This is a genomic window from Arthrobacter sp. 2MCAF14, from assembly GCF_052115645.1.
In the GTDB taxonomy this organism is placed as follows: domain Bacteria; phylum Actinomycetota; class Actinomycetes; order Actinomycetales; family Micrococcaceae; genus Arthrobacter.
The window spans coordinates 101,577-123,021 of sequence record NZ_JBFRHB010000007.1; the positions used below are offsets into that span (position 1 = coordinate 101,577).

Here is a 21,445-nt window from a genome sequence, read left to right on the forward strand (position 1 = left end):
GCATTCGGCGACCACATTGTGAGATTCGTATATCAAATAATGAGACACCCTTTAGTATTTAGACCATGAAGAGAGCAGCGATAGAACCCTTTGTCGATCTCGAATGGTTGGCTCAAAACCGTCGCCGCGTGGTGCTGGCCGATGTGCGCTGGTACCTAGACGGGCGCTCCGGCCGGGACGCTTACGACGGCGGGCACATCCCCGGCGCCGTTTTTGTCGACCTGGATCGATGGCTCTCGGCTGAGGGATCGCCGCTCGAAGGAAGAAACCCGCTGCCCGCGCCGGAAGATTTTGCCCTTGGGATGCGGGAAGTGGGAATCCGCGACGACGACATCGTGGTGGCCTACGACGACGCCGGCGGAGTCATCGCGGCACGCTTGGTCTGGATGCTGCGCGCCACAGGCCACAGTTCGGCCATTCTGGATGGCGGGCTAGCCAGCTATGAAGGGCCCCTGGAAACCGAACATCTTTCGAGGCCTGCAGGTAATTTCACCGCACACCCTTGGCCCAGCGATCGCCTCGCGGAAATCCACGAACTCTCAATCGAAACAAATCTCGCAGTGGACGCACGCAACCGCGACCGCTTCGAAGGCAGGCAGGACCCCATCGATCCAAGGCCCGGGCATGTACCCGGCGCGCGGAACGTACCTTGCAGGGAGAACCTGGACCCCGCCGGAAAGCTGCGAAGCAAGGCCGAGTTGCTGCGGACCTTCGCCACGGCGGGCATCGCATCGGCCGAGAACGTGATCAGCTATTGCGGCTCCGGGGTGACGGCTTGCCACAATCTCTTGGCCTTGGAGTATGCCGGCCTCGGACACGGCCGGCTCTTCACGGGTGGCTGGTCCCAATACGGCCACGCGCTCGAACTCCCGGTCGAGCTCGGGCCCGCGTAGGTGGGCCCGGTGGTCAAACGTGCTTGAACTCCGGCTGGCGCTTCTCCGTGAACGCTGCCATGCCTTCTTTTTGGTCCTCGGTGGCAAACAATGAGTGGAAGATCCGACGCTCAAACAAAACGCCCTGGGAGAGGCCGGTTTCGAAGGCTGCGTTGACGGCCTCCTTGGCCACCATGGCAACCGGCTTGGACTTCGACGCGATCACCTCGGCGGCCTTCAGCGCCTCCTCCACCACGGAATCGGCCGGCACGACGCGGGAAACAAGTCCTGCCCGCTCGGCTTCCTCGGCGTCCATGAACCGGCCTGTGAGGATCATGTCCATCGCTTTGGCCTTGCCCACGGCACGGGTCAACCGCTGCGAGCCGCCCATGCCGGGAATGACACCGAGGTTGATTTCCGGTTGGCCGAACTTGGCGTTATCCCCGGCAATGATGAAATCGCACATCATGGCGAGTTCACAGCCCCCACCCAGGGCAAAGCCGGAGACCGCGGCAATCACGGGAATGCGCAGGCGCGTGAGGTTTTCCCAGGCGCGGAACCAGTCGGCGGCATACATTTCCATATACCCCTTGGATGCCATCTCCTTGATGTCGGCGCCGGCGGCGAAGGCCTTCTCCGAACCGGTGATCACCACGGCACCCACGGCGGGATCCGCATCCATGTCCGACACGGCCGCCACGATCTCATTCATGGTGGCCTGGTTCAACGCGTTGAGCGCCTTGGGCCGGTTCAGGGTCACCAGGCCCACGCGTCCACGGAGTTCCACCAGGATGTTTTCGTACTGCTGCGCCAAGCCGTGCCCCTTTTGTCTGTTGCTCAGGAAGAATAACGTACCCGCCAAGGCTACTTGGCGGACTTGTCCCGGATGTCCGTGATGATGCCGGAGAAGTCGCGTCCGGCTCCGCCTTCGGCCGCGAAGGCGTCGTAAATCTGCGATGCCAAATGCCCCATTTTCCCGTCGACTCCGGTGCTCTCAAGCGCGTTGACCGCGAGCCGGAGGTCCTTCGCCATGAGCGCTCCGGCGAATCCGGGTTGGTAGTCGCGGTTGGCCGGGCTCGTGGGGACCGGGCCGGGAACCGGGCAATTGGTGGTCAGCGCCCAGCACTGCCCCGAGGCGTTGGAGGCGACGTCGAACAGCGCTTGGTGCGTGAGGCCCAGCTTCTCGCCCAGGACGAACGCCTCGCTGACGGCAATCATGGAAACGCCCAGGATCATGTTGTTGCAGACCTTGGCGGCCTGGCCGGCTCCGTGGTCACCGCAGTGCACGATCCTCCGGCCCATGAGCTCCAGGATCGGCTTCACCGTTTCGAAGTCCTCGGGCAGCGCCCCCACCATGAAGGTCAGGGTTCCGGCTTCGGCACCCACCACGCCTCCGGAAACGGGCGCGTCCACGGAGCGGTGGCCAGCCTCCAAGGCAATGGCAGCGGCCTCGCGGGCCTCGTCGACGTTGATGGTGGAGCAGTCCAGGAACAGTGTGTCCGGCGCAGCCACGGAGAGCAGGCCCGGCGCTCCGTCCACTCCCCGGTAGGCGTCAAGGACGTGCTTGCCGCTGGGCAGCATGGTCAGGACAACGGAGGCGCCAGCGACGGCCTCCGGAGCGGAATCCACCGTGGCAATGCCATGTTCACGGGCTGCCTCGAGAGCTGCCGGCACGGGATCGTACGCGACTACTTGATGACCCGCTTTGACAAGGTTTACGGCCATGGGGCCGCCCATGTGGCCAAGGCCGAGGAAAGCGATGGTGCCGGAAACTGCGTCAGACATGGTCGGACTCCTTTGAATGAAGTTTGAGTTCACGGTCGCCGAGCGGCGCGAAGAAGCCCTCGACGGCGGCCCGCGACACCTCCGCCAGGGAAGCTGGCTTCCACTGTGGGTTGCGGTCCTTGTCCACAACTTGGGCGCGGATCCCCTCGCGGAAATCCGGGCCAGCCAGGCAGCGCACGCCGACGCGGTATTCCTGCTCCAAGGCCTCCTCGAGGGAGAGCTCCCGGACGCGCCGCAACGATTCCAGGGTAACTTTCACGGCCGTAGGCGACTTCGCCTCGATGGTGTCCGCGGCTGCAGCGGCTTCCCCTCCGGCGTCGCGCAGCCTTGCGACGATTTCCTCGGCGTCGTCGGAACCATAGGCCTCATCGATCCAATCGCGCTGGCCGGACAGCGCCGAGGCCGGCGGCTCCTGCACGAAGCGCCCGACGGCGGCCTCCGCCGTCGAGCTTTCCAGCGCTTCCGCGAGCGCGGGCAAGCTTTCGGACGGCACGAAGTGGTCCGCGAGCCCCAGGAACAGGGCGTCACCCCCGCTCAAGTGGGCGCCCGTGAGGGCTGCGTGGGTGCCCGATTCCCCTGGTGAGCGGGACAGCAGAAGGGTCCCGCCGACGTCGGGCACAAAACCAATGGTGGTTTCCGGCATGCCGGTACGGGTCCGCTCGGTGACTACGCGGATGGAGCCGTGGGCTGAAATGCCGACCCCGCCGCCGAGGACCAGCCCGTCCATGAAGGCCACGTAGGGCTTTGGGTACCGGGCGATGAGCGAGTTCAAGCGGTATTCCGCTGCCCAGAAGTCGGCGGTCTGGTCGCCGTGGCGCAGGATGTCGTCGTAGATCGCCACGATGTCCCCACCCGCGCACAGTCCGCGGTCCCCGGCGCCGTGCACCAAAACCGTCTTGACGGCGTCGTCGTCCGCCCAGGCCGTGAGTTGCTCCAGCATGGCGTGCACCATCCCGGCGGTGAGTGCGTTGACGGCCTGGGGCCGGTTCAGCGTGATGACGCCGAGGTGGCCGTGCTTCTCGAAGAGAACCTCGGCCATTAGCTGCCGGCCGGCATCACGAAGCTGGCGCCTTGGCGGATGCCCGAGGGCCAGCGGGTGGTGACCGTCTTGGTCTTGGTGTAGAAGCGGAAGGCGTCCGCGCCGTGCTGGTTGAGGTCGCCGAAGCCCGAGGCCTTCCAGCCGCCGAAGGTGTAGTAGGCGATCGGAACAGGAATGGGAACGTTGATGCCGACCATGCCCACTTCGACGCGGCTGGCGAAGTCGCGGGCGGCGTCGCCGTCGCGGGTGAAGATCGCCACGCCATTGCCGAACTCGTGCTCGGAGCAGAGCCGCAGCGCTTCTTCGTAGTCGGCTGCGCGGAGGACGCTCAGGACCGGGCCGAAGATCTCCTCCTTGTAGATGGACATGTCCTTCGTGACGTTGTCGAAGAGGGTCGGGCCAACCCAGAAGCCTCCGGCGTAGCCGTCCACCTTCAGGTCGCGTCCATCGGTGACGAGCGTGGCGCCTTGGTCGACGCCCGCTTGGATGTACCCCTCGATACGATGTTTCGCCGAGGCGGCCACTACAGGTCCGAAGTCCGAATCCGCGGCCAGGCTGGGACCCACCTTCAGGCCCTTGATGCGGTCCTGCAGCTTGGAGACGAGCTGGTCCGCTGTCTCCTGGCCAACCGGCACAGCCACCGAAATCGCCATGCAACGCTCCCCGGCGGAGCCGAAGCCGGCGCCGATGAGGGCATCCGCGGCCATGTCGAGATCGGCGTCGGGCATGATCACCATGTGGTTCTTGGCGCCGCCAAAGCACTGGGCGCGCTTCCCGTGGGCCGCGGCCGTGGCGTAAATGTATTGGGCAATCGGCGTGCTTCCGACGAAGCCGATGGCCTTCACCCGCGGATCCTCAAGGAGGGTATCCACGGCTTCCTTGTCGCCGTTGATGACGTTGAAGACGCCGTCCGGCATTCCCGCTTCGGTGAAAAGTTCTGCCAGGCGCAGCGGCACGGACGGGTCGCGCTCCGAAGGCTTGAGGATGAAGGCGTTGCCTGCCGCCAGGGCGGGTCCGGACTTCCAGAGTGGAATCATGGCCGGGAAGTTGAAAGGCGTAATGCCCGCGACGACCCCGAGGGGCTGGCGCAGCGAGTGGACGTCGATGCCGGTTCCGGCGTTGTCCGAGAATTCACCCTTGAGCAGGTGCGGGGCACCGGCGGCGAACTCCACCACCTCGATGCCACGCTGGATATCACCTTTGGCATCGGGGAAGGTCTTGCCGTGCTCGGACGAAAGGAGCGTAGCGAGTTCGTCCATGTGTTCGTTGACGAGGTCCACGAACTTCAGCAGGATCCGGCCGCGGCGCTGCGGGTTCATGGCGCCCCATTCGAGCTGGCCTTTCTCGGCGCTCGCAATGGCGTTCCTGACCTCGTCAGCACTGGCCAGGGGAAGCCGTGCCTGAACCTCGCCCGTGCAGGGATTGTAGACGTCGCTGAATCGTGGGGAGGTCCCGTCGACTCTTTGGCCGTCAATGTAGTGGGAAAGTTCGCGCACCATGGAATGCTCCTTTGCATATGGGGAATGCCCGCCATCGGCCTCGAAGGCATATGTCCAACTGCGCTCCGGGACGTCTTTGATCCCGAATATACTCGGACTTCCTACTAATTTCTAGAGGACGTCAGCTGGCGCTCAGGTGAGCCCGCTCAGCGAGGCAGGTTGCCGTACGCATCCAGAGCCTCCCGGCGTGAGGCTTTAAGGTCCACCACCGGCTCCGGATAGTCGGCCGTGGCCAGCTCCGGGATCCACTGGCCGACGTAGCTGCCGTGGGGATCGAATTTCTTGGCCTGGGTTTCCGGATTGAAGATCCTGAAGAAGGGCGAGGCGTCCGCGCCGGAGCCTGCTACCCACTGCCAGTTCGCGGGATTGGACGCAGGATCGGCATCCACCAAGGTGTCCCAGAACCATTGCTCGCCCACTTGCCAGTGGATACCAAGGTTCTTCACCAAGAGGCTGGCGGAAACCATGCGGACCCGGTTGTGCATCCATCCTGTGTGCCACAATTGCCGCTGACCTGCGTCCACCATGGGGAACCCGGTGCGGCCCTGCTGCCACGCGCGAAGGAGATTTGCGGCTTCCTGGGCGGCTGGTTCATGGGAGTCATCACCCTGACCACCCGGCCAAGCCCACGGATAGTGGTCGAACCCGGGCCGCAAATTGGCCGTCGCCAGGTCCGGATGATGGAAGTACTGGTGCCAGCAGAATTCACGCCACCCGAGTTCCGAGGCAAAGACAGTTGCACCGTCTCCCAGTTCCCGACGCCGGCGTTGCTGGGCATGCCATACCTCAAACGGGCTGAGCTGCCCCCACCGCAAGAAGGGCGACAACCGGCTGCTGCCCGGCACGTCCGGACGGTCCCGGTTCACCGAATAGTCCGCGAGCCCGTTCTCCACGAAGTCGTCAAGAAGCTCATGCGCCTGGGCCGAACCCGGCTGCCAGGTTTCGGACAATCCGGCCGACCAGTCGGGGTTCCGCGGCAGCAATCCCCACGTGTCCAATTCCTCGGACTCAGGGGGCCGGCCGGAGAATCCCCGGCCCGGTTCCGGAGTCTCTAGCGGTTCACGGAAATCCAAGCCGGACACGGTCCGCCAAAAAGGCGTGAAGACCTTGAAGGGTCCGCCTTGCTTCGTGGTCACGGCCCACGGCTCGTGCAGCAGGGAGGCCTGGAAACTCTCCGCGTGCATCCCGGATTCGCGCGCCCAGGTCTTGATGCCGGCGTCGAGCATTCGCTCCGGCTCGCCGTAGCGGCGGTTCCAGTACAGCGACCGGGAACCCACCGCCGTCGCGGTTTCCCGGACGACCTCCGTTGCCGGTCCGCGGCGCAGTAAAAGCGGAACACCCAGGGCGGCAAGGTCATCGCGAAGGGCAAGCAGGGAATGATGCAACCACCAGCGGGAGGCGCCGCCGAGAGGCCTGATCCCAGGTGACTCCTCATCCAGGACATAGAGGGCGACGGCGGAACCGTCGTCGGCTGCCGCCCGCAGTGCCGGGTTGTCCGCGGCCCGGAGGTCGTCCCGGAACCACACGATCGACGGCTTCACTCATCCCCCTCGGATTTCGTGCAAAGGTCATGCCCCCTAAGACGAATCTTAAGGGGCACGGCCAGTACGGAGATTTACTTCGGCATCAGGACGGAGTCAACCAGGTACACCGTGGCGTTGGCGGTGTGGACGCCACCGCAGATCACGGCAGAGCCTCCGTCAACCTTGAGCGCGTCCTTGGTTCCCGTAACGGTCACGGAGTCGCCCTCAACCGTCTTGTGGGTGCCCACGATCTGGTCCGGGGTCAGCTGGCCGGGGACGACGTGGTAGGTGAGGATCTTGCTCAGGAGAGCATCGTCCGTCTTGAGGGTGTCGATGGTGGCGGCGGGGATCTTGGCGAAGGCGCTGTCCACAGGAGCGAAGACAGTGAACTGGCTGCCGTTAAGCGTGTCCACAAGGTTCACCTTGGGGTTCAGCTTGCCGGACACCGCGGCCGTGAGGGTCTTGAGCAACGGGTTGTTGGAAGCGGCCACGGCTACGGGGTCGAGAGCCATTCCGGCAACCGAACCTGCACCGCTGGGAACCTGGGAGGCGTAACCTGCACAGCCCGGGCCAACCAGGTCTTTGGTCGGGTCCATCGCGGCACTTGCCGAGGCGGAGGGGGTCGCCGCCATGGTGGACGACGAGCTCGGAGCGGCCGACGACGGTGAGGCCGTGGAAGCGGAGCCGCCACAAGCAGTGAGGCCCAGCAGGGCGGAAGCGGCGAGGCCGGCGATCGCAAAAGACGTGCGCTTTGTAGCAAGCATGACATTTCTCCTTCAAACGGACTGACATTCGGTGCCGGTTGATTCCGGCGTGAAAGCACTTCACCCTTGCGGGCTAAGTCCTTATGCCAGCTATTCGGAGGTGCGGGCCGGGTGGATGGGTAGATCTTCAAAACTTAATTTGGAAGTCCTCTTGCGGGGCTCATGCGGTGCGCTTCTTCCATGAGCAACTTGCCGAGGAATTCCTGGCGTTCAGGACGGAACCGCGGCTCAATGCCCGTGAGGGACAAAGCGCCGATTGGCCGGCCCAGCTGGTCGAAGACGGCAGCCGCCATTCCCCAACTGCCCTCGAGGACCAAACCGGGATTCACCGAGTACCCGGCCATTCGGGTCTGCGCAAGGTTCCGGCGCACCACACTCTCGGTGTGGCCAGCGGCGAAGTCCCCCGCATGCCGTTCCCAGCCGGACAGCATCATTTCCTGTTCTTCGTCCGGCAGGAAAGCCATGATTGCCGTGCCGGCCGACGCCACGCCGAGCGGGAACCTCACGCCCTCGTGCAAGACGAACGAACGCACCGGAAAGCTGCCTTCCTCGCGGAGCACGCACACGGTTTCGTGGCCACGACGGATGGAATAGAAGGCGCTTTCCCCGCTCTCCTCGGCCAAGCGGCGCAGGCTGGGCCGGGCCAAGTCCTCAAACGGGAACCGCGCAGCCGCCACCGACCCCAGCAGGAAGATCTCGGGTCCCAGGATCCAGTTGCCGGTCCGCTGGTCGTGGTCCAGCAGGCCTTCGGCGGCGAGGGACGCGAGCAAGCGGTGCACCGTAGGGCGGGTTAGTCCGGACTCGCGGACCAGGCCAGCGATGGACATGCCCTCCGGCTTGCGCCCCACGAGCCGGAGGAGCGCGGCGACCCGAGCCACGACTTGGGCGCCCTGGACCGGCTTGGTTTGCGGCTGCTGAGTTGGCAACGCTACCCCTCTCCAAAGATTTCCTCCACAATGTGGACACTTCTAAGACTAGCGTCCACACTATGCGAGTTCAGCCCTACTGGCCATGCGACGCCGTTGACCCTCCGCGCAGAGCCGCCCTAAGCTCCTTCTCAGACTGCTAAATCAGCCCAGTGTCCACAAAGTGGATAGCCACTGAGTGACCCTACTCAAAGACGAGGAAGAAGCCATGGCCAAAATCCAGCCCAGCTCAGCCATTGCACTGCGGGACGTCCTGCGCGACGGCCAGACGATCGCCGTCGGCGGCTTCGGGCTCAGTGGCATCCCCGCGGACCTGATCGACGCCGTCCGCGATTCGGGCGTCAAGGACCTGACCGTGGTCTCCAACAACATGGGCATTGACGGCAAGGGGCTTGGCGTCCTCATCGAAACCGGCCAGGTCCGCAAGGTCATCGCCTCGTACGTGGGCGAGAACAAACTCTTTGCCGAGCAGTACCTCTCCGGCCAGCTCGAGGTCGAATTCGCTCCCCAAGGCACCCTGGCCGAGCGCCTCCGCGCCGGGGGTGCCGGCATCCCCGCCTTCTACACGCGGACCGGCGTCGGAACCCTGGTTGCCGAAGGCAAGCCGCTCGAAGAGTTCGACGGCGTCACGTACGTTCGCGAGCGAGGGATCGTCGCCGACGTCGCACTGGTCCACGCGCACACCGCGGACACGGACGGCAACCTGATCTACCGCTACACGGCACGGAACTTCAATCCGGTCGTGGCGACGGCGGGAATCGTGACTATCGCGGAGGCCGAAGTGATCGTCCAGCCGGGCGAATTGGACCCGAACCACATCGTGACCCCCGGCGTCTACGTCCAACGGCTGGTCCAGGCGAGCGGCCGGACCAAGGACATTGAGCAGCGCACCGTCCGGCCCCGCACTGTAGCCCTGGCCGTCTAAGCACAACCCCAGCGAAGGAGCACCACCATGGCATGGACCCGCGACGAAATGGCCGCCATTGCAGCCCAGGAGCTCAACGACGGCGATTACGTCAATCTCGGTATCGGCATTCCCACCCTCGTGGCCAACAACCTGCCCGCCGGCGTGCGGGTTGTCCTGCAAAGCGAAAACGGCCTGCTCGGCATGGGGCCCTTCCCCTATGAAGGGGAGGAAGACGCCGACCTCATCAACGCCGGCAAGCAGACCGTCACGGTCCTGCCCGGCGGCAGCATCTTCGACTCCGCGACGTCTTTCGGGATGATCCGCGGCGGACACGTCAAGGTGGCCATCCTCGGCGCCATGCAGGTTTCCGGCAATGGCGACCTCGCGAACTGGACCATTCCCGGAAAGATGGTCAAGGGCATGGGCGGCGCCATGGACCTGGTGGCCGGCACCCCGCGCGTCGTGGTCCTCACCGAGCACAATGCCAAGGACGGGAGCGCCAAGATCGTCCGGGAATGCACCCTGCCGCTGACCGGACTGGGGGTGGTGGACCGGATTGTCAGTGACCTCGCGGTGTTCGATTTGCACAAGAACGACGACGACGACGGCGGGCGGCAGCTCACGCTGACCCGCCTCGCCACAGGGGTCACCGTAGAGGAACTCCGTGAAAAGACCGAAGCAGCGTTCGACGTCGCATTGGAAACCACTCCTGCATTGGAAGGAACACTGGCATGAGCCTGAAAGAGCAGTTCGGCAAAGATGTCCTCCTCACCGGATGGGGACACAGCAAGTTCGGCAAACTCACGGACGAGACGCTGGAGTCCTTGATCGTCCAGGTGTCCGCGGAGGCCATCCGGAACTCCGGCCTTGAGCCGCGGGACATCGACGAAATCTACCTCGGCCAGTTCAACTCAGGCATGCAGCCCCTTGGCTTCACGTCCTCGCTGGCGCTGCAACTGTCCGAGGACCTGGCAAACGCGCCGGCTACGAGGACGGAGAACGCCTGCGCTTCCGGTTCTGCCGCGTTCCAGCAAGGCGTGAAGTCTGTCTTGGCCGGCACTGCCCGGAACGTCCTGGTGATCGGGGCTGAAAAAATGACCGACGCCGGAGCCGACGTCGTAGGCGCAGCCCTTCTGGGAGCGTCCTACGAAATGGCGGGCAAGGCCTCCACCACCGGTTTCACGGGGTTGTTCGCCGAGGTGGCCAAGCACTACGAAAAGCGCTACGGAGCGGGCCTCGAGCGCCGTGGATTTGCCGGCGGCCTAGGCGACACCCTCGGCTCCATCGCCGCCAAGAACCACCGCAACGGCATGGACAACCCCTACGCGCAGATGCATAGGGACTTCGGCGAAGAGTTCTGCCGGACGGTTTCCGAGAAGAATCCCATGGTTGCCGAACCGCTGCGCCGCACGGACTGCTCCCCCGTGTCCGACGGCGCCGCCGCCGTCGTGCTTTCCCTCGGCCCGGCGTCGGGCGCTGCCACCGAACCCGTGCGGTTGGCGGGCTTCGGGCACGCGAACGACTTCTTCCCGGCGGAGCGCCGCGACCCCACCGAGTTCGCCGCCACGCGGGTCTCCTGGGAGCGCGCGCTGGGGATGGCCGGCGTCGGGATCGACGGACTGGACTTCGCCGAAGTGCACGATTGCTTCACGATCGCCGAACTGATCATGTACGAGGCCATGGGGCTGACGCCGCGTGGCGAAGGCTCCCGGGCGGTTCAGGAAGGCTGGGTCTACAAGGACGGCAGGCTGCCCGTCAACGTGTCCGGCGGCCTCAAGGCCAAGGGCCACCCCGTCGGCGCAACAGGCGTATCGCAGCACGTCATCGCTGCCATGCAGCTCACGGGCACCGCGGGAGCCATGCAACTGCCCAACGCCCGCCGCGGAGCCGTGCAGAACATGGGCGGCGTAGGCATCGCGAACTACGTGAGCGTGCTGGAGGCCATTTAGAGGCCCCGCCGTTCCTGACCTTCCTTGAATCGCAACAGGGGGCGACACGCCGAATGATAGGCGCGTTGCCCCCTGTTTTTGTGGCCAAAGAAGGTCGGGAAAGGTGAATGCCTGCTGTCAGTCGAATGTCACTTAAGTAGTTCGACGTCGGAGACAAGCTCGATGTGCGTCAGCATGGCTTCCGCTGCTGCTTCCGGGTCCTGGGCCCGGATCGCGTCTGCTATCTTGCGGTGGGACGCGAGCGATTGCTCGGGCCGTCCCGGCTGTCCCAGGGATTCCAGGCGTGTTTCGAGGATCATTTCCGCGATGAAGGTCATGAGCTGCGCCATGACTGATGAATGTGCCGCAGCCGTGACCGCCTGGTGGAAGAGTTCGTCGCCGTGCAGGCCTTTGCCTCCGTCGGCAATCTCATCGGCCATCACCTGCAGCGCGGAGTCGATCGCCTCCATTTCGGCCTCGGTGCGCCTGACCGCGGCGAGCCCGGCGAGTTTCACTTCGAGGGTGCTTCGGGCCTCGACGATCTCGGGAAGCCTGTTTCTGTGTTCCCTGAGGCTTTTGATCACCGTGGCAATGCTGGGCCGGTATACGAGGACGGCGCCGGTGCCATGTTGCACGTCGATGACGCCCAGAACCTCCAGTGCCACGAGTGCCTGGACCAGTGTGGCCCTGGATACTCCGAGCCGCTCTGCCAGATCGCGTTCGGCGGGCAACAGATCACCCGGCCCCAGCTGAGCGGACTCGATGTAACCAAGGAGTTGCGTCACGAGCTGTTCGTACAGGCGGGGCCTGGAAACACGCGCCAATGGGTCAGATGGTGCAGTCTCGCGCACGTATGCCTCCTCACATAGTCCTCTGAGTAATAAGAATACATGGAGGAGCATTGACAAGGTGACTCACTGTACTAGAGGCTAGTCCAGTGATATCGTGAGCAACATCACGCAGAGTCCTTAGGCCCCTAGCCACAACCACAAATACCCCACCGGGCACCGCGCCCGGAACATCAGACCAATGGAGTGATGATGACTTTTCAGCAAGTGACCCGGGAGCAGGCCGTGCGGCGTGCCACCGTGGCCAGTGTGGTTGGAACAACCATTGAGTGGTACGACTTTTTCCTTTACGGAACTGCGGCTGCCTTGGTTTTTCCGCAGTTGTTCTTTCCGGGCCAGTCCGCCTTTGCGGGTATTCTGGCGGCTTTCGGCACCCAGTTTGTCGGCTTCGTGGCCCGTCCGGTCGGGGCTGCGATCTTCGGCCATTTCGGTGACCGTATTGGCCGTAAGACCACCCTGATGGCAACACTGTTCCTGATGGCCTTCGGCACCGTGCTGATCGGGTTCCTTCCCACGTATCAGGGCATCGGTGTCGCCGCTCCTATCCTGCTGGTTCTGCTGCGGATCATCCAGGGCGTCGGCGTCGGCGGGGAATGGGGAGGATCCGTTCTGCTCAGCATGGAATGGGGAAATCAGAAGAGACGGGGTCTGTCCGCCAGTTGGCCGCAGATCGGGGTGCCGCTGGGCCTGGTTCTGTCCACGGGAGTTGTACGTCTCACCTCGGCAGTCACGGGCACAGAAGGATTTGCCGCTTTCGGTTGGAGGATCCCCTTCATCCTGAGCATTCTGCTGATCGGCGTCGGCCTCTTTGTCCGGCTGCGCGTTGTCGAGAGCCCGGAATTCGAGGCTGTCCGCCTGTCCAACAAGGTGATCAAGAACCCGGTACTGGAAGCCATCAGGCGTCAACCCAAGGCGATCCTGCTTTCGGCCCTGCTGCGGACGTCCGAGCAGGCGCCGTTCTACCTGTTCATCACCTTCGTGCTCACCTACGCCGTCAAGCATCTGAAATTGAACAGCAACTCCATCCTGGACGACACCCTCATCGCGGCCGCACTGGGACTGATCAGCATCCCCGTGTTCGGCCGGCTCTCGGACCGCTTCGGCCGCCGCCGGGTGTACGGGACCGGCATCGTGCTGACCGCGCTGTTCGCTTTCCCCTATTTCGGGCTCCTGAACACCGGCAACGCGCTCCTGGTCGGAATCGCCGTCGTCGTGAGCCTGCTCCTGCACGATATCCAGTACGGGCCACAGGCAGCACTGATTGCGGAGAGTTTCGATCCGGACATCCGCTACACGGGTGCGGGCATGGGCTACCAGCTCGCCAGCGTGGTCGCCGGCGGCCCGGCACCCCTGATTGCCGCCGCCCTTCTGGAGCACTACGGCGATTCCACAGCCATCTCCATCTACATCATCATCTGCACCGTCGTCAGCATGGCCGCCCTGATCCTGCTGCCCAAGGCCGCGCACGCCCTGGCCGCCACAACCCGGAAAACCGTAGGAAACCCCGCATGAGCATCCAAGAAGAAAGCCTGCAGGACATGAACGCGCAGGATGCCCGTCTTCAAGAACCGGCCCCGGAGCTGAGCCCCCGTGTTGCCCCCTCCGAGGACGTTTCCGGCGGAGCCTTGCAGGATCTGTTGGTGCTGGACCTGACCCGGATACTCTCGGGCCCCTTCGCCACCATGACCCTGGCGGACCTTGGCGCCGACGTGATCAAAATCGAACAGCCCGGCCAGGGCGATGACACCCGCCAGTGGGGCCCGCCCTTCCAGGGCGAAGAAGCGGCCTATTTCCTCTCCGTCAACCGCAACAAGCGCAGCCTGGCCGTTGACCTGAAATCAGCCGAAGGCCTGGCCGCCGTGCGCCAACTGGCTCTGAAAGCGGATGTGTTGGTGGAGAATTTCCGCCCCGGCACGGCGGCCCGCCTGGGCCTGGGCTACGAAGAACTCTCCGCGCAGAACCCGGGACTCGTTTACGCGTCCATCAGCGGCTACGGACAGACCGGCCCGGATGCCCTGCGTGCAGGTTACGACGCGATTGCCCAGGCCCGCAGCGGCATCATGAGCGTGACCGGCGAAGCGGACGGCCCGCCGGTCAGGGTCGGGGTCAGCAGCGCCGATCTCGTCGCCGGGATGTGGGCGACCATCGGCATCCTGGCCGCACTGCACGAGAAAAAGCGCACCGGGGCCGGCCAGTGGGTCGACATCAGCCTGCTCGACGGCTCCGTGTCCTGGCTGACGTATGTTTCCAGCGGATACTTCGCCAGCGGCCAGACGCCCAAACGCTACGGCTCGGCGCACCCCACCATCGCCCCGTACCAGGCATTTGCCACCGCCGACGGGTTCGTGATGGTCGCCGTGGGAAACGACAGAATGTGGAGAAGCTTCACCACCGCCCTGAACCGCGAAGATCTGGCCGCCGACGAGCGGTTCGCGAGCAACCCGTCCAGGGTCGCGCACCGCACCACCCTCATCCCCCTCCTCGAGGAGATCATGCTCACCCGGACCACCGACGAATGGGTACAGGCCCTCGACCTGGCCGGCGTACCAGTCGGCCCCATCCAGACCGTCGATCAAGCCCTCAAAGACCCCCAGGTCATCGCACGAGGCATGGTGGCCGAACTGCAGCACCCCACCGTCGGGGCACTGAAAATGGTCGGCTGTCCGGTCCGGCTCACCCGCACCCCCGCCTCCATCAGGACCGCCCCACCCCTGCTGGGCCAACACACGGATGACATCCTGTCCGGCCTTGGCTTCAACACAAACCGCATTGCCTCCCTGCGCGAGGCCGGTGCAGTCCAATGACCGCACCGAGCCCGGCAGGGCTGGACACCATGACCCTCGACGACTCCGGGTCCGTGGCGACCCTGACCATCGGAACAGGCCAACGCTTCAACGCCCTCGGACAGCAGGAATGGGAGACCCTGGAACGCGCCGCCACCTCACTGGCAGAACACGAAGCGCTCAAAGCCGTTGTCGTCAGGGGCCGGGGAGGTGTGTTCTGTTCCGGCTCGGACCTGCGGGAATGGGAAGGCACCTCCCCCGACACTGTCAGCGCCAGCTTCGCCGGCATGGAAGCAGCCCTGCAAGCCATCGAAGATCTCCCCGTCCCCACCGTGGCCGCAGTCGAAGGCTTCGCAACCGGGGCAGGATGCCAACTCGCACTGGCCTGCGACCTTCAACTCATGAACCACTCCGCCAAAATCGGCATGCCCATCGCCCGACTGGGCCTGCTGGTGCCGGCGACCTTCGCCAACCGGATGTCGCTGCGGATCGGCCCGTCCAGGACCAAGGACCTGCTCTACGGTGGACGGCTGCTGACCGCACAGGAAGCCAACGACATCGGCCTCATCACCACAGTGGTAGCTGACGACGACGTCGACGCGGCACTAGGAGAACTCCTCGCCCGCTGGGAATCTCTTTCGGCCGCATCACTACGGGCCTCCAAAGCCGCCGTGGATCTTGGGTTGAGCCCGGTGGCTCAACCCGCCCGGCATGCGCCACAAGGCCCCGCATCCGACCCGCAGGAATTCGCCTGGCGGGTGAACTCCTTCCTGCACCGCCATCTGAAGGGGAAGCCCCGCCCGTCCTGAGCAAATCAATCACGCGTTCCTATGTCGCATTGAATGGCATTGGATTAAAGTGGCACTATGTCCGACACCGCAGGACGCAAGTTGTTCCAGCATTCAGGAACGGCACTCATCTTCCGGGGAGCCTTGGCCCTTCTGTTGGCCTTCCTTGTCGCTTCCTTGCCGGTCGCCACGGTGTTTGCCCTCGTCTACGTGTTCGGCGTCTTCGCCATCACCGACGGGCTCACCAACATGGCCCACTATTTCTACGACCCTGCGCGCCACTCCCGCTGGAGCCTGATCGGTGGCTTCATCTCCGTCGCGACCGGCATCGTGGCCGTTTCGTGGCCAGGCATCACCGCCGCGGCACTGGGCGTCCTCATAGGAGCATGGGCCCTGGTCCTCGGCATTTCGCAGGTCATCCTTGCCATGGACACCAGGACGACGGTCAGGGCTTGGTGGATCTGGATGTTGACGGCGTTGGTCACCACTTTGTTTGGGCTCTTTGTGCTGGTCAATCCGGGCGCGGGATTCCTGAGCGTGGTGGCTCTCCTCGCGACATATGCCGCGGTCAGTGGCGTTTTGTTGATCGCCTCCGGCATCAAACTACGCAGGCGTGCCTCTTCTTCGGTGATGCTCGCCCACTAGCCTTGTGGCAGCAATCTGCTGCGAGGGGATGCGCCAGGTCCCAAGTTCGGTAAGTTAGTGGCTGTGAAGATAGCTACCTGGAATGTGAATTCGCTCCGCGCACGTGCCGACCGCGTCGAGGCCTGGCTGCAGCGCAGTGACTGCGACGTCCTCGCCATGCAGGAAACCAAGTGCAAGGACGACAACTTCCCATGGGAGCTCTTCGAACGCATGGGCTACGAGGTTGCCCACTTCGGCCTGAGCCAATGGAACGGCGTGGCGATCGCCTCGCGTGTAGGGCTCGACGACGTTGAGCGCACCTTTGTTGACCAGCCCGCCTTCGGAAAAGCCGGCAAGGACCCCGTCCAGGAAGCCCGTGCGATTGCCGCAACGTGTGGCGGGGTCCGCGTGTGGAGCTTGTACGTTCCCAACGGCCGTTCCCTGGACGACGAACACATGCCGTACAAGCTCAAGTGGCTGGACACCCTGAAGGGCCACGCCGCCGGCTGGATCACGGAGAACCCCGAGACCCAGGTGGCGCTCATGGGCGACTGGAACATCGCGCCGCTGGACGAGGATGTCTGGGATATCGATTACTTCCGGGCGAACGCGCTCACCCACGTCAGCGAACCTGAGCGCGAGGCCTTCCGGGCGTTCGAAGCGGCCGGTTTCACCGACGTCGCGCGAGCTTACACCCCGGGTCCCGGCGTCTACACCTACTGGGACTACACGCAGCTGCGGTTCCCCAAGAAGGAAGGCATGCGCATCGACTTCGTCATGGCCTCCCCCGCGCTGGCCGCCCGTGTCACCGGGGCCTCGATCGACCGCGAGGAACGCAAGGGCAAGGGCGCCTCGGACCACGCTCCCGTGATCGTGGAGCTCACGGACTGAGCAGCAACAATTGACGGAGGAGGCGGGCCCGCGATGAGCGGAAAGCTATACGGGAGCCAGGCAGGGCTGCCCTTCTCTTCAGCCTTGCGCGTCTACGAACCACTCGAGGCATTCCCCGAGGACCAGCGGCAGCAGCTCGTGGCGAGCGGCACCCGCAGCGGTTCGCGGGCCGCCGTCGAAACTGCCGAGCTGCTCGCTTCCCTCGGACGGGTCACCCGTAAAGGCGGGGACCCGTTCCCCACCGGCAGCACCGATTTGGTCCGCATTACGCGGGTTCCTTCCGGAGATCCGAACGACCCCGACGCCGGCCGGCTGCTTTACTGCCCCAGCCAACTGGTCATCCGGGCAGGATTGGCGGCCAATGCCCTCATGGAAGGTATCCACGGACCCCTCGCGGACCTGCTCATCCCCGTGGACCAGCGCGACCGGCACCAAGCACGCATCGACCGCATCAACGCCAGCCACGACGCGAAACGCGTGCACACGCGGGCCTCCACTTGGGGCATCCCCTTCAGCTGGTTCTCGCTGTTCCAGGAGTCGGACCGTAAGGATGTCGTGGAATCCGGCGGACGCATCCTGACGGTCAGGGTCTGGGCCTCGCTGACGGACGCCTTGGACCGGGCCCGGTTCGCCGTAGCCAACCTTGCCCTCGCCGCCCCGGACCTGGACATGTTGGACGACCTCACCCAGCTCACCGAGTGGCTCGAATTGTTCCATGTGCAGTCAATGGTCGAGCTGGACTATGGCGCCGTGGCGGACAAGGTGTACCCGGACGAGTCGCCCATGGATGTCAGGCTCGGCATCGAATGCCTGGCCGAGGGGGACATGACAGGGGCGGCCGCGGCTTATCGCAGGCTGGCTTCCCGCTGGATCCCCATCAGGCAGCTGGCCCGGGCTTCCTAGCTCCTGGGCCGAACTAGCCCCTGGGGCGAGGCGGACCGGTGGTTTCGCGAACGATCAGCCGGTGGGGTGCTTTCATGGACCGCACGGAACCTGTAGCCCCGGCCAATTCGTCCAACAGCATCCGCGTGCCCAGTTGGCCTTGTTCAACGGGGTCCTGGGCCACGGTTGTCAGGCCCATGGCCTCGGCGAACTCATGGTTGTCAATGCCGATGATGGACAAGTCCTCCGGTACACGGACGCCACGGCGCCGCGCCTGCAACATGGCTCCCATAGCCATTTCATCTGAAGCGCAGAAGATCGCCGTCGGTTTAGGCCCCGGCTTGCTCCAGAGCTCGTCGAAGGCTTCCTGGCCGCTGCCCACCGTGAAATTGCCGAAAATGTCCCATTCCGGCGGCATGGAGAAGCCCGCGCTTGTCATGGCATCCGTGAAGCCATCAACGCGCAATCGCGGGACGGTGAAGTTCAGGTCCGAATCGTCCTGGCCATGCAGCAGGGCGATCTCCCGGTGACCGAGGTTCAACAGATGCATGGTGGCTTCCACCGAGGCGGCGTAATCGTCGATGCCGATGCTGGGGCAATCCTCCACCGGACCGCCGACAATGACCAAGGGTATTTCGATCCTTTGGAGATCAGCGATTTCCTCGGGCGTCAGGGACATGCAAAGGACCAGGAGCGCATCGATCTGCTTATAGACCATCGTCTTGCTGAAGAGCCGTTCCCGCGCTCCGCGCTGCCCGCCCAAGTTGAACAGGGACAGGTTGTAGCCGCGAGCGTGGAGCTCGCGGTCTACGCCCTCAATGGCCTTGAAGAAGAACCAACGGTCCACGTAAGGGGCCAGGACACCGATCGTCCTGGTGCGGCCCGTGGCCAGTCCAGAAGCGGACGACGACGCCACGTACCCGAGTTCTCCGGCAACCCGTAGGATCTTTTCCCGGGTAGCAGGAGATACCCGGGGAAGTCCGCGCACTGCGCGGGAAACGGTGGCGGTGGAAACGCCTGCGGCCTGTGCGACGTCCTCAATGCTGGCTCCTGCGTGGCCGCCACGCTGGGACCGTTCACTCGTTTTTGCCACTCAAGCCCCCTCAAAGATTCCGTGCGGAAGCCGGGGGTTCGTTCCCAGACGGCAGATAACCAGCGTATTCCGCCTGGTTTCCCTCCGCCGATTCCGCGCTACTTATTTCGGCTGGCTGCTCACCTGATGCGCCTGGATGTCCGCGCTGGGAGCCGCCGGCGAAGCCGGAGCATCCCCCACAGGGCCAGCAACACCGCCAGCAGGCCCAGGGCCCAGCCCAGTGCGGGCTGGGCCGTGAGCTCGGCGGCCACCGTGATGACCAGCAGGACCAAGGCCCAAAAGCCGAGAAAACCGATCACGAGGTCGAAATCTTCCGCCGATTTCACTCGCGTGTGCTGCTCCTTGGCCGGGCCGCCGAGGGGCGGCCCGGCCGAATCCTGAGTTTGTGTCATTTGACAGCGCCGGCTGTCAGGCCCGCCACGATCTTGCGCTGGAAGACCAGCACGAGGATCACCAGCGGAATCGTCACAACCGTGCCGGCCGCCATGACGGCGGTGTACGGCTCCTGATGGGCCTGGGCACCGGCAAAGTAGGCGATGGCCACCGTAACGGTCTTGGTTTGCTCATTGGACAACTGGCTGGCGATGAGGAACTCGTTCCACGAAGCGATGAACGCCAGGATTGCGGTGGTAAAAACAGCCGGCGCAGCAAGCGGCATGATCACCTTGCGGAATGCCTGGCCCTGCGTGCAGCCATCAATTCGAGCCGATTCCTCCAGCTCCCAAGGCATTTCCCGGAAGAAGGAGGTCAAGGTGTAAACCGTCAGAGGGAGCACAAACGAGATGTTCGGAATGATCAGCGCCTGATATGTGCCGTACCAGCCGATGTTCGTGAACAGCTGGAACAGCGGCGTCACCAAGGCCACGCCCGGGAACATCGATGCTCCGAGGACAAAGCCGAGGACCAGGAACTTGAAACGGAATTCAAGCCTGGACAAGGCGTACGCCGCGAATACCCCGAAAAGCAGTGCGACCACAGTGGTTACCCCTGCCACCAAGAGCGAGTTCAGGAGGTTCCGGCCGAAGTGGTTGCCCAGGTTCTCCGAGAACACCGTCGTGAAGTTGTCCCAGGTGACGTGGGTGAAGAACGGAGTCGAGTCGAAGGTATATCCAACGTCGCGGAACGCGGTCACGATCATCCAGTAGAAGGGAATCAGGCACCAGATGAAGATGAGCGCTGCGCTGATGTACGTGCGACTGCTCGCCAAGCGTTCCCGCCGTCGGGCGGCTGTCTTGGGCGCGGCGTCAATGCTCACGGCTGTCATTTTTCCTGCCCCTTGGTCTTGGGTGTGGCTGAGGCGACCGCGTTGGCTCCCAAGAAGCGAACGAAGATGAACGCGACCAGGAAGATGATGAGGAACGTGATGGTGGACAGGGCCGCTGCTGAGTTGAATCCCTGACGGATCTGTTCAACCACCAGGATGGACAACGTTGTGGTGTTGTTCGAGCCCTGGGTCATGATGGCCGGGAGGTCATACATGCGCAATGCGTCAAGGACACGGAACAGGACAGCCACCATGAGCGCAGGCTTCACCAACGGCAAAGTGATCTGGGTGAAACGCTGCCAGGCCGAGGCGCCGTCGACCTTCGCGGCTTCGTACACTTCCGCCGGGATGATCTGGAGTCCAGCCAAAATCAGCAGGGCCATGAACGGCGTCGTCTTCCAGACGTCGGAAATTATGATCGCCCAGCGTGCCGGCCATTCGCTGCCCGTCCACAGGATCGCCGTGCCAAAGAGCTTGTTGGCGATGCCGTCGAAAGCGAAGATGAAGAACCACAGCTTCGCGGTAACGGCCGTTGGAATGGCCCACGGAACCAGGACAGCAGCGCGAAGGGCGCTGCGGCCGCGGAACGTCCTCGCCATGATGATGGCCATCCAGAACCCGAGGACAGTCTCCAAGACTACCGTGACCACAGTGAAGAAGAACGTCGTCCCAACGGCGCTCCAGAATTGGGAACCGAGAGTGCCGGGAGCACAGGCAGCGGGGCCACATTGCTGGGCCAACCAGTGGACAAAGTTATCGAAGCCCGCGGGTCCACCCTGAACGAATAGCTTGGTCGCCGGGTCAAGGCCCTGGTCCTTCTGGAACGCCATGATAATGGCGTTGACCACCGGGTATACGATCACGACGGCGAGCAGCACCAAGGCGGGGGAAATCAACCAGAACGCCCACCGGCCTTGGGACGTGGCTGCCCGGTCCTGTCCTACTTCTTTTTGAACTTTTTTGGTTTTGGGGCTTGGTGTCTCTGGCGCCCGCTTAGGCTGCGCAAGGGTGGACATTTCCCCTCCTTCC

Annotated in this window: 22 protein-coding genes; 10 read left to right on the forward strand and 12 right to left on the reverse strand. The window is 64.1% G+C overall.

Annotated elements, in window-relative coordinates:
- The first annotated feature begins 65 nt into the window (after window positions 1-65).
- Complete coding sequence (locus AB4074_RS07775; RefSeq protein ID WP_441412857.1) at window positions 66-893, forward strand: sulfurtransferase; 828 nt, start codon at window positions 66-68, stop codon at window positions 891-893.
- Window positions 894-906: 13 nt separating this feature from the next.
- Here the strand turns inward: AB4074_RS07775 and AB4074_RS07780 are convergent, their stop codons facing one another.
- From AB4074_RS07780 to AB4074_RS07810, 7 genes are all read right to left on the reverse strand, one after another.
- Window positions 907-1,686 (reverse strand): enoyl-CoA hydratase, encoded by a 780-nt coding sequence (locus AB4074_RS07780; protein WP_441412858.1) that lies wholly within the window; start codon window positions 1,684-1,686, stop codon window positions 907-909.
- Between the two features lie 50 nt (window positions 1,687-1,736).
- Complete coding sequence (mmsB, locus tag AB4074_RS07785) at window positions 1,737-2,657, reverse strand: 3-hydroxyisobutyrate dehydrogenase (protein ID WP_441412859.1); 921 nt, start codon at window positions 2,655-2,657, stop codon at window positions 1,737-1,739.
- A complete protein-coding gene (locus AB4074_RS07790) occupies window positions 2,650-3,696 on the reverse strand; it encodes an enoyl-CoA hydratase/isomerase family protein (protein WP_441412860.1) in 1,047 nt (348 codons plus the stop codon). Before AB4074_RS07790 ends, mmsB begins: the two co-directional genes overlap by 8 nt.
- Complete coding sequence (locus AB4074_RS07795; protein ID WP_441412861.1) at window positions 3,696-5,195, reverse strand: CoA-acylating methylmalonate-semialdehyde dehydrogenase; 1,500 nt, start codon at window positions 5,193-5,195, stop codon at window positions 3,696-3,698. The genes AB4074_RS07790 and AB4074_RS07795 overlap by 1 nt, the downstream gene beginning before the upstream one ends.
- 146 nt (window positions 5,196-5,341) lie before the next feature.
- Entirely contained in the window at window positions 5,342-6,736 is a 1,395-nt protein-coding gene (locus tag AB4074_RS07800; RefSeq protein ID WP_441412862.1) for a cryptochrome/photolyase family protein, read from the reverse strand.
- 74 nt (window positions 6,737-6,810) lie between these two features.
- Window positions 6,811-7,482 (reverse strand): fasciclin domain-containing protein, encoded by a 672-nt coding sequence (locus AB4074_RS07805; RefSeq protein ID WP_441412863.1) that lies wholly within the window; start codon window positions 7,480-7,482, stop codon window positions 6,811-6,813.
- A gap of 134 nt (window positions 7,483-7,616) precedes the next feature.
- A complete protein-coding gene (locus tag AB4074_RS07810) occupies window positions 7,617-8,408 on the reverse strand; it encodes an IclR family transcriptional regulator (protein ID WP_441412864.1) in 792 nt (263 codons plus the stop codon).
- A 208-nt stretch (window positions 8,409-8,616) separates the two neighbouring features.
- Between AB4074_RS07810 and AB4074_RS07815 the strand changes: the two genes are divergently transcribed.
- From AB4074_RS07815 to AB4074_RS07825, 3 genes are read left to right on the forward strand one after another with little or no spacing between them, the layout of a single operon-like run.
- A complete protein-coding gene (locus tag AB4074_RS07815) occupies window positions 8,617-9,333 on the forward strand; it encodes a CoA transferase subunit A (RefSeq protein ID WP_441412898.1) in 717 nt (238 codons plus the stop codon).
- A gap of 27 nt (window positions 9,334-9,360) precedes the next feature.
- Window positions 9,361-10,050, forward strand: coding sequence for a CoA transferase subunit B (locus AB4074_RS07820; protein WP_441412865.1), 690 nt, complete (start codon window positions 9,361-9,363; stop codon window positions 10,048-10,050).
- Complete coding sequence (locus AB4074_RS07825; protein WP_441412866.1) at window positions 10,047-11,264, forward strand: acetyl-CoA acetyltransferase; 1,218 nt, start codon at window positions 10,047-10,049, stop codon at window positions 11,262-11,264. The genes AB4074_RS07820 and AB4074_RS07825 overlap by 4 nt, the downstream gene beginning before the upstream one ends.
- A gap of 128 nt (window positions 11,265-11,392) precedes the next feature.
- Here AB4074_RS07825 and AB4074_RS07830 read toward each other — a convergent pair whose 3' ends face one another.
- Window positions 11,393-12,094, reverse strand: coding sequence for a FadR/GntR family transcriptional regulator (locus tag AB4074_RS07830; protein ID WP_441412867.1), 702 nt, complete (start codon window positions 12,092-12,094; stop codon window positions 11,393-11,395).
- A 189-nt stretch (window positions 12,095-12,283) separates the two neighbouring features.
- On the opposite strand from AB4074_RS07830, the gene AB4074_RS07835 reads away from it, so the two are divergent.
- From AB4074_RS07835 to AB4074_RS07860, 6 genes are all read left to right on the forward strand, one after another.
- On the forward strand, window positions 12,284-13,603 hold the full coding sequence (locus AB4074_RS07835) for an MFS transporter (RefSeq protein ID WP_441412868.1): 1,320 nt from the start codon (window positions 12,284-12,286) through the stop codon (window positions 13,601-13,603).
- Window positions 13,600-14,895: a CaiB/BaiF CoA transferase family protein gene (locus AB4074_RS07840; protein ID WP_441412869.1), complete on the forward strand. Its 1,296-nt coding sequence runs from the start codon at window positions 13,600-13,602 to the stop codon at window positions 14,893-14,895. The genes AB4074_RS07835 and AB4074_RS07840 overlap by 4 nt, the downstream gene beginning before the upstream one ends.
- A complete protein-coding gene (locus tag AB4074_RS07845; RefSeq protein WP_441412870.1) occupies window positions 14,892-15,683 on the forward strand; it encodes an enoyl-CoA hydratase/isomerase family protein in 792 nt (263 codons plus the stop codon). The genes AB4074_RS07840 and AB4074_RS07845 overlap by 4 nt, the downstream gene beginning before the upstream one ends.
- 57 nt (window positions 15,684-15,740) lie before the next feature.
- Entirely contained in the window at window positions 15,741-16,307 is a 567-nt protein-coding gene (locus AB4074_RS07850; RefSeq protein ID WP_441412871.1) for an HdeD family acid-resistance protein, read from the forward strand.
- A gap of 63 nt (window positions 16,308-16,370) precedes the next feature.
- Complete coding sequence (locus AB4074_RS07855) at window positions 16,371-17,177, forward strand: exodeoxyribonuclease III (protein WP_234752737.1); 807 nt, start codon at window positions 16,371-16,373, stop codon at window positions 17,175-17,177.
- A 33-nt stretch (window positions 17,178-17,210) separates the two neighbouring features.
- The gene (locus tag AB4074_RS07860) at window positions 17,211-18,080 is read left to right on the forward strand and encodes a hypothetical protein (protein WP_441412872.1); all 870 of its coding nucleotides are present in this window, start codon (window positions 17,211-17,213) and stop codon (window positions 18,078-18,080) included.
- A gap of 13 nt (window positions 18,081-18,093) precedes the next feature.
- Here AB4074_RS07860 and AB4074_RS07865 read toward each other — a convergent pair whose 3' ends face one another.
- From AB4074_RS07865 to AB4074_RS07880, 4 genes are all read right to left on the reverse strand, one after another.
- Entirely contained in the window at window positions 18,094-19,152 is a 1,059-nt protein-coding gene (locus AB4074_RS07865) for a LacI family DNA-binding transcriptional regulator (RefSeq protein ID WP_441412873.1), read from the reverse strand.
- 119 nt (window positions 19,153-19,271) lie between these two features.
- A complete protein-coding gene (locus AB4074_RS07870; RefSeq protein WP_441412874.1) occupies window positions 19,272-19,544 on the reverse strand; it encodes a hypothetical protein in 273 nt (90 codons plus the stop codon).
- Entirely contained in the window at window positions 19,541-20,416 is an 876-nt protein-coding gene (locus AB4074_RS07875) for a carbohydrate ABC transporter permease (RefSeq protein WP_345449583.1), read from the reverse strand. Before AB4074_RS07875 ends, AB4074_RS07870 begins: the two co-directional genes overlap by 4 nt.
- Window positions 20,413-21,432, reverse strand: coding sequence for a carbohydrate ABC transporter permease (locus tag AB4074_RS07880; protein WP_345449584.1), 1,020 nt, complete (start codon window positions 21,430-21,432; stop codon window positions 20,413-20,415). Before AB4074_RS07880 ends, AB4074_RS07875 begins: the two co-directional genes overlap by 4 nt.
- Window positions 21,433-21,445: the final 13 nt, after the last annotated feature.

Coding starts and splice junctions, on each gene's coding strand:
- AB4074_RS07775 (WP_441412857.1), top strand. CDS start 66: ATGAAGAGAGCAGCGATAGAACCCTTTGTCGATCTCGAATGGTTGGCT.
- mmsB (WP_441412859.1), bottom strand. CDS start 2,657: ATGTCTGACGCAGTTTCCGGCACCATCGCTTTCCTCGGCCTTGGCCAC.
- AB4074_RS07790 (WP_441412860.1), bottom strand. CDS start 3,696: ATGGCCGAGGTTCTCTTCGAGAAGCACGGCCACCTCGGCGTCATCACG.
- AB4074_RS07795 (WP_441412861.1), bottom strand. CDS start 5,195: ATGGTGCGCGAACTTTCCCACTACATTGACGGCCAAAGAGTCGACGGG.
- AB4074_RS07805 (WP_441412863.1), bottom strand. CDS start 7,482: ATGCTTGCTACAAAGCGCACGTCTTTTGCGATCGCCGGCCTCGCCGCT.
- AB4074_RS07815 (WP_441412898.1), top strand. CDS start 8,617: ATGGCCAAAATCCAGCCCAGCTCAGCCATTGCACTGCGGGACGTCCTG.
- AB4074_RS07820 (WP_441412865.1), top strand. CDS start 9,361: ATGGCATGGACCCGCGACGAAATGGCCGCCATTGCAGCCCAGGAGCTC.
- AB4074_RS07825 (WP_441412866.1), top strand. CDS start 10,047: ATGAGCCTGAAAGAGCAGTTCGGCAAAGATGTCCTCCTCACCGGATGG.
- AB4074_RS07835 (WP_441412868.1), top strand. CDS start 12,284: ATGACTTTTCAGCAAGTGACCCGGGAGCAGGCCGTGCGGCGTGCCACC.
- AB4074_RS07840 (WP_441412869.1), top strand. CDS start 13,600: ATGAGCATCCAAGAAGAAAGCCTGCAGGACATGAACGCGCAGGATGCC.
- AB4074_RS07845 (WP_441412870.1), top strand. CDS start 14,892: ATGACCGCACCGAGCCCGGCAGGGCTGGACACCATGACCCTCGACGAC.
- AB4074_RS07850 (WP_441412871.1), top strand. CDS start 15,741: ATGTCCGACACCGCAGGACGCAAGTTGTTCCAGCATTCAGGAACGGCA.
- AB4074_RS07860 (WP_441412872.1), top strand. CDS start 17,211: ATGAGCGGAAAGCTATACGGGAGCCAGGCAGGGCTGCCCTTCTCTTCA.
- AB4074_RS07870 (WP_441412874.1), bottom strand. CDS start 19,544: ATGACACAAACTCAGGATTCGGCCGGGCCGCCCCTCGGCGGCCCGGCC.
- AB4074_RS07875 (WP_345449583.1), bottom strand. CDS start 20,416: ATGACAGCCGTGAGCATTGACGCCGCGCCCAAGACAGCCGCCCGACGG.
- AB4074_RS07880 (WP_345449584.1), bottom strand. CDS start 21,432: ATGTCCACCCTTGCGCAGCCTAAGCGGGCGCCAGAGACACCAAGCCCC.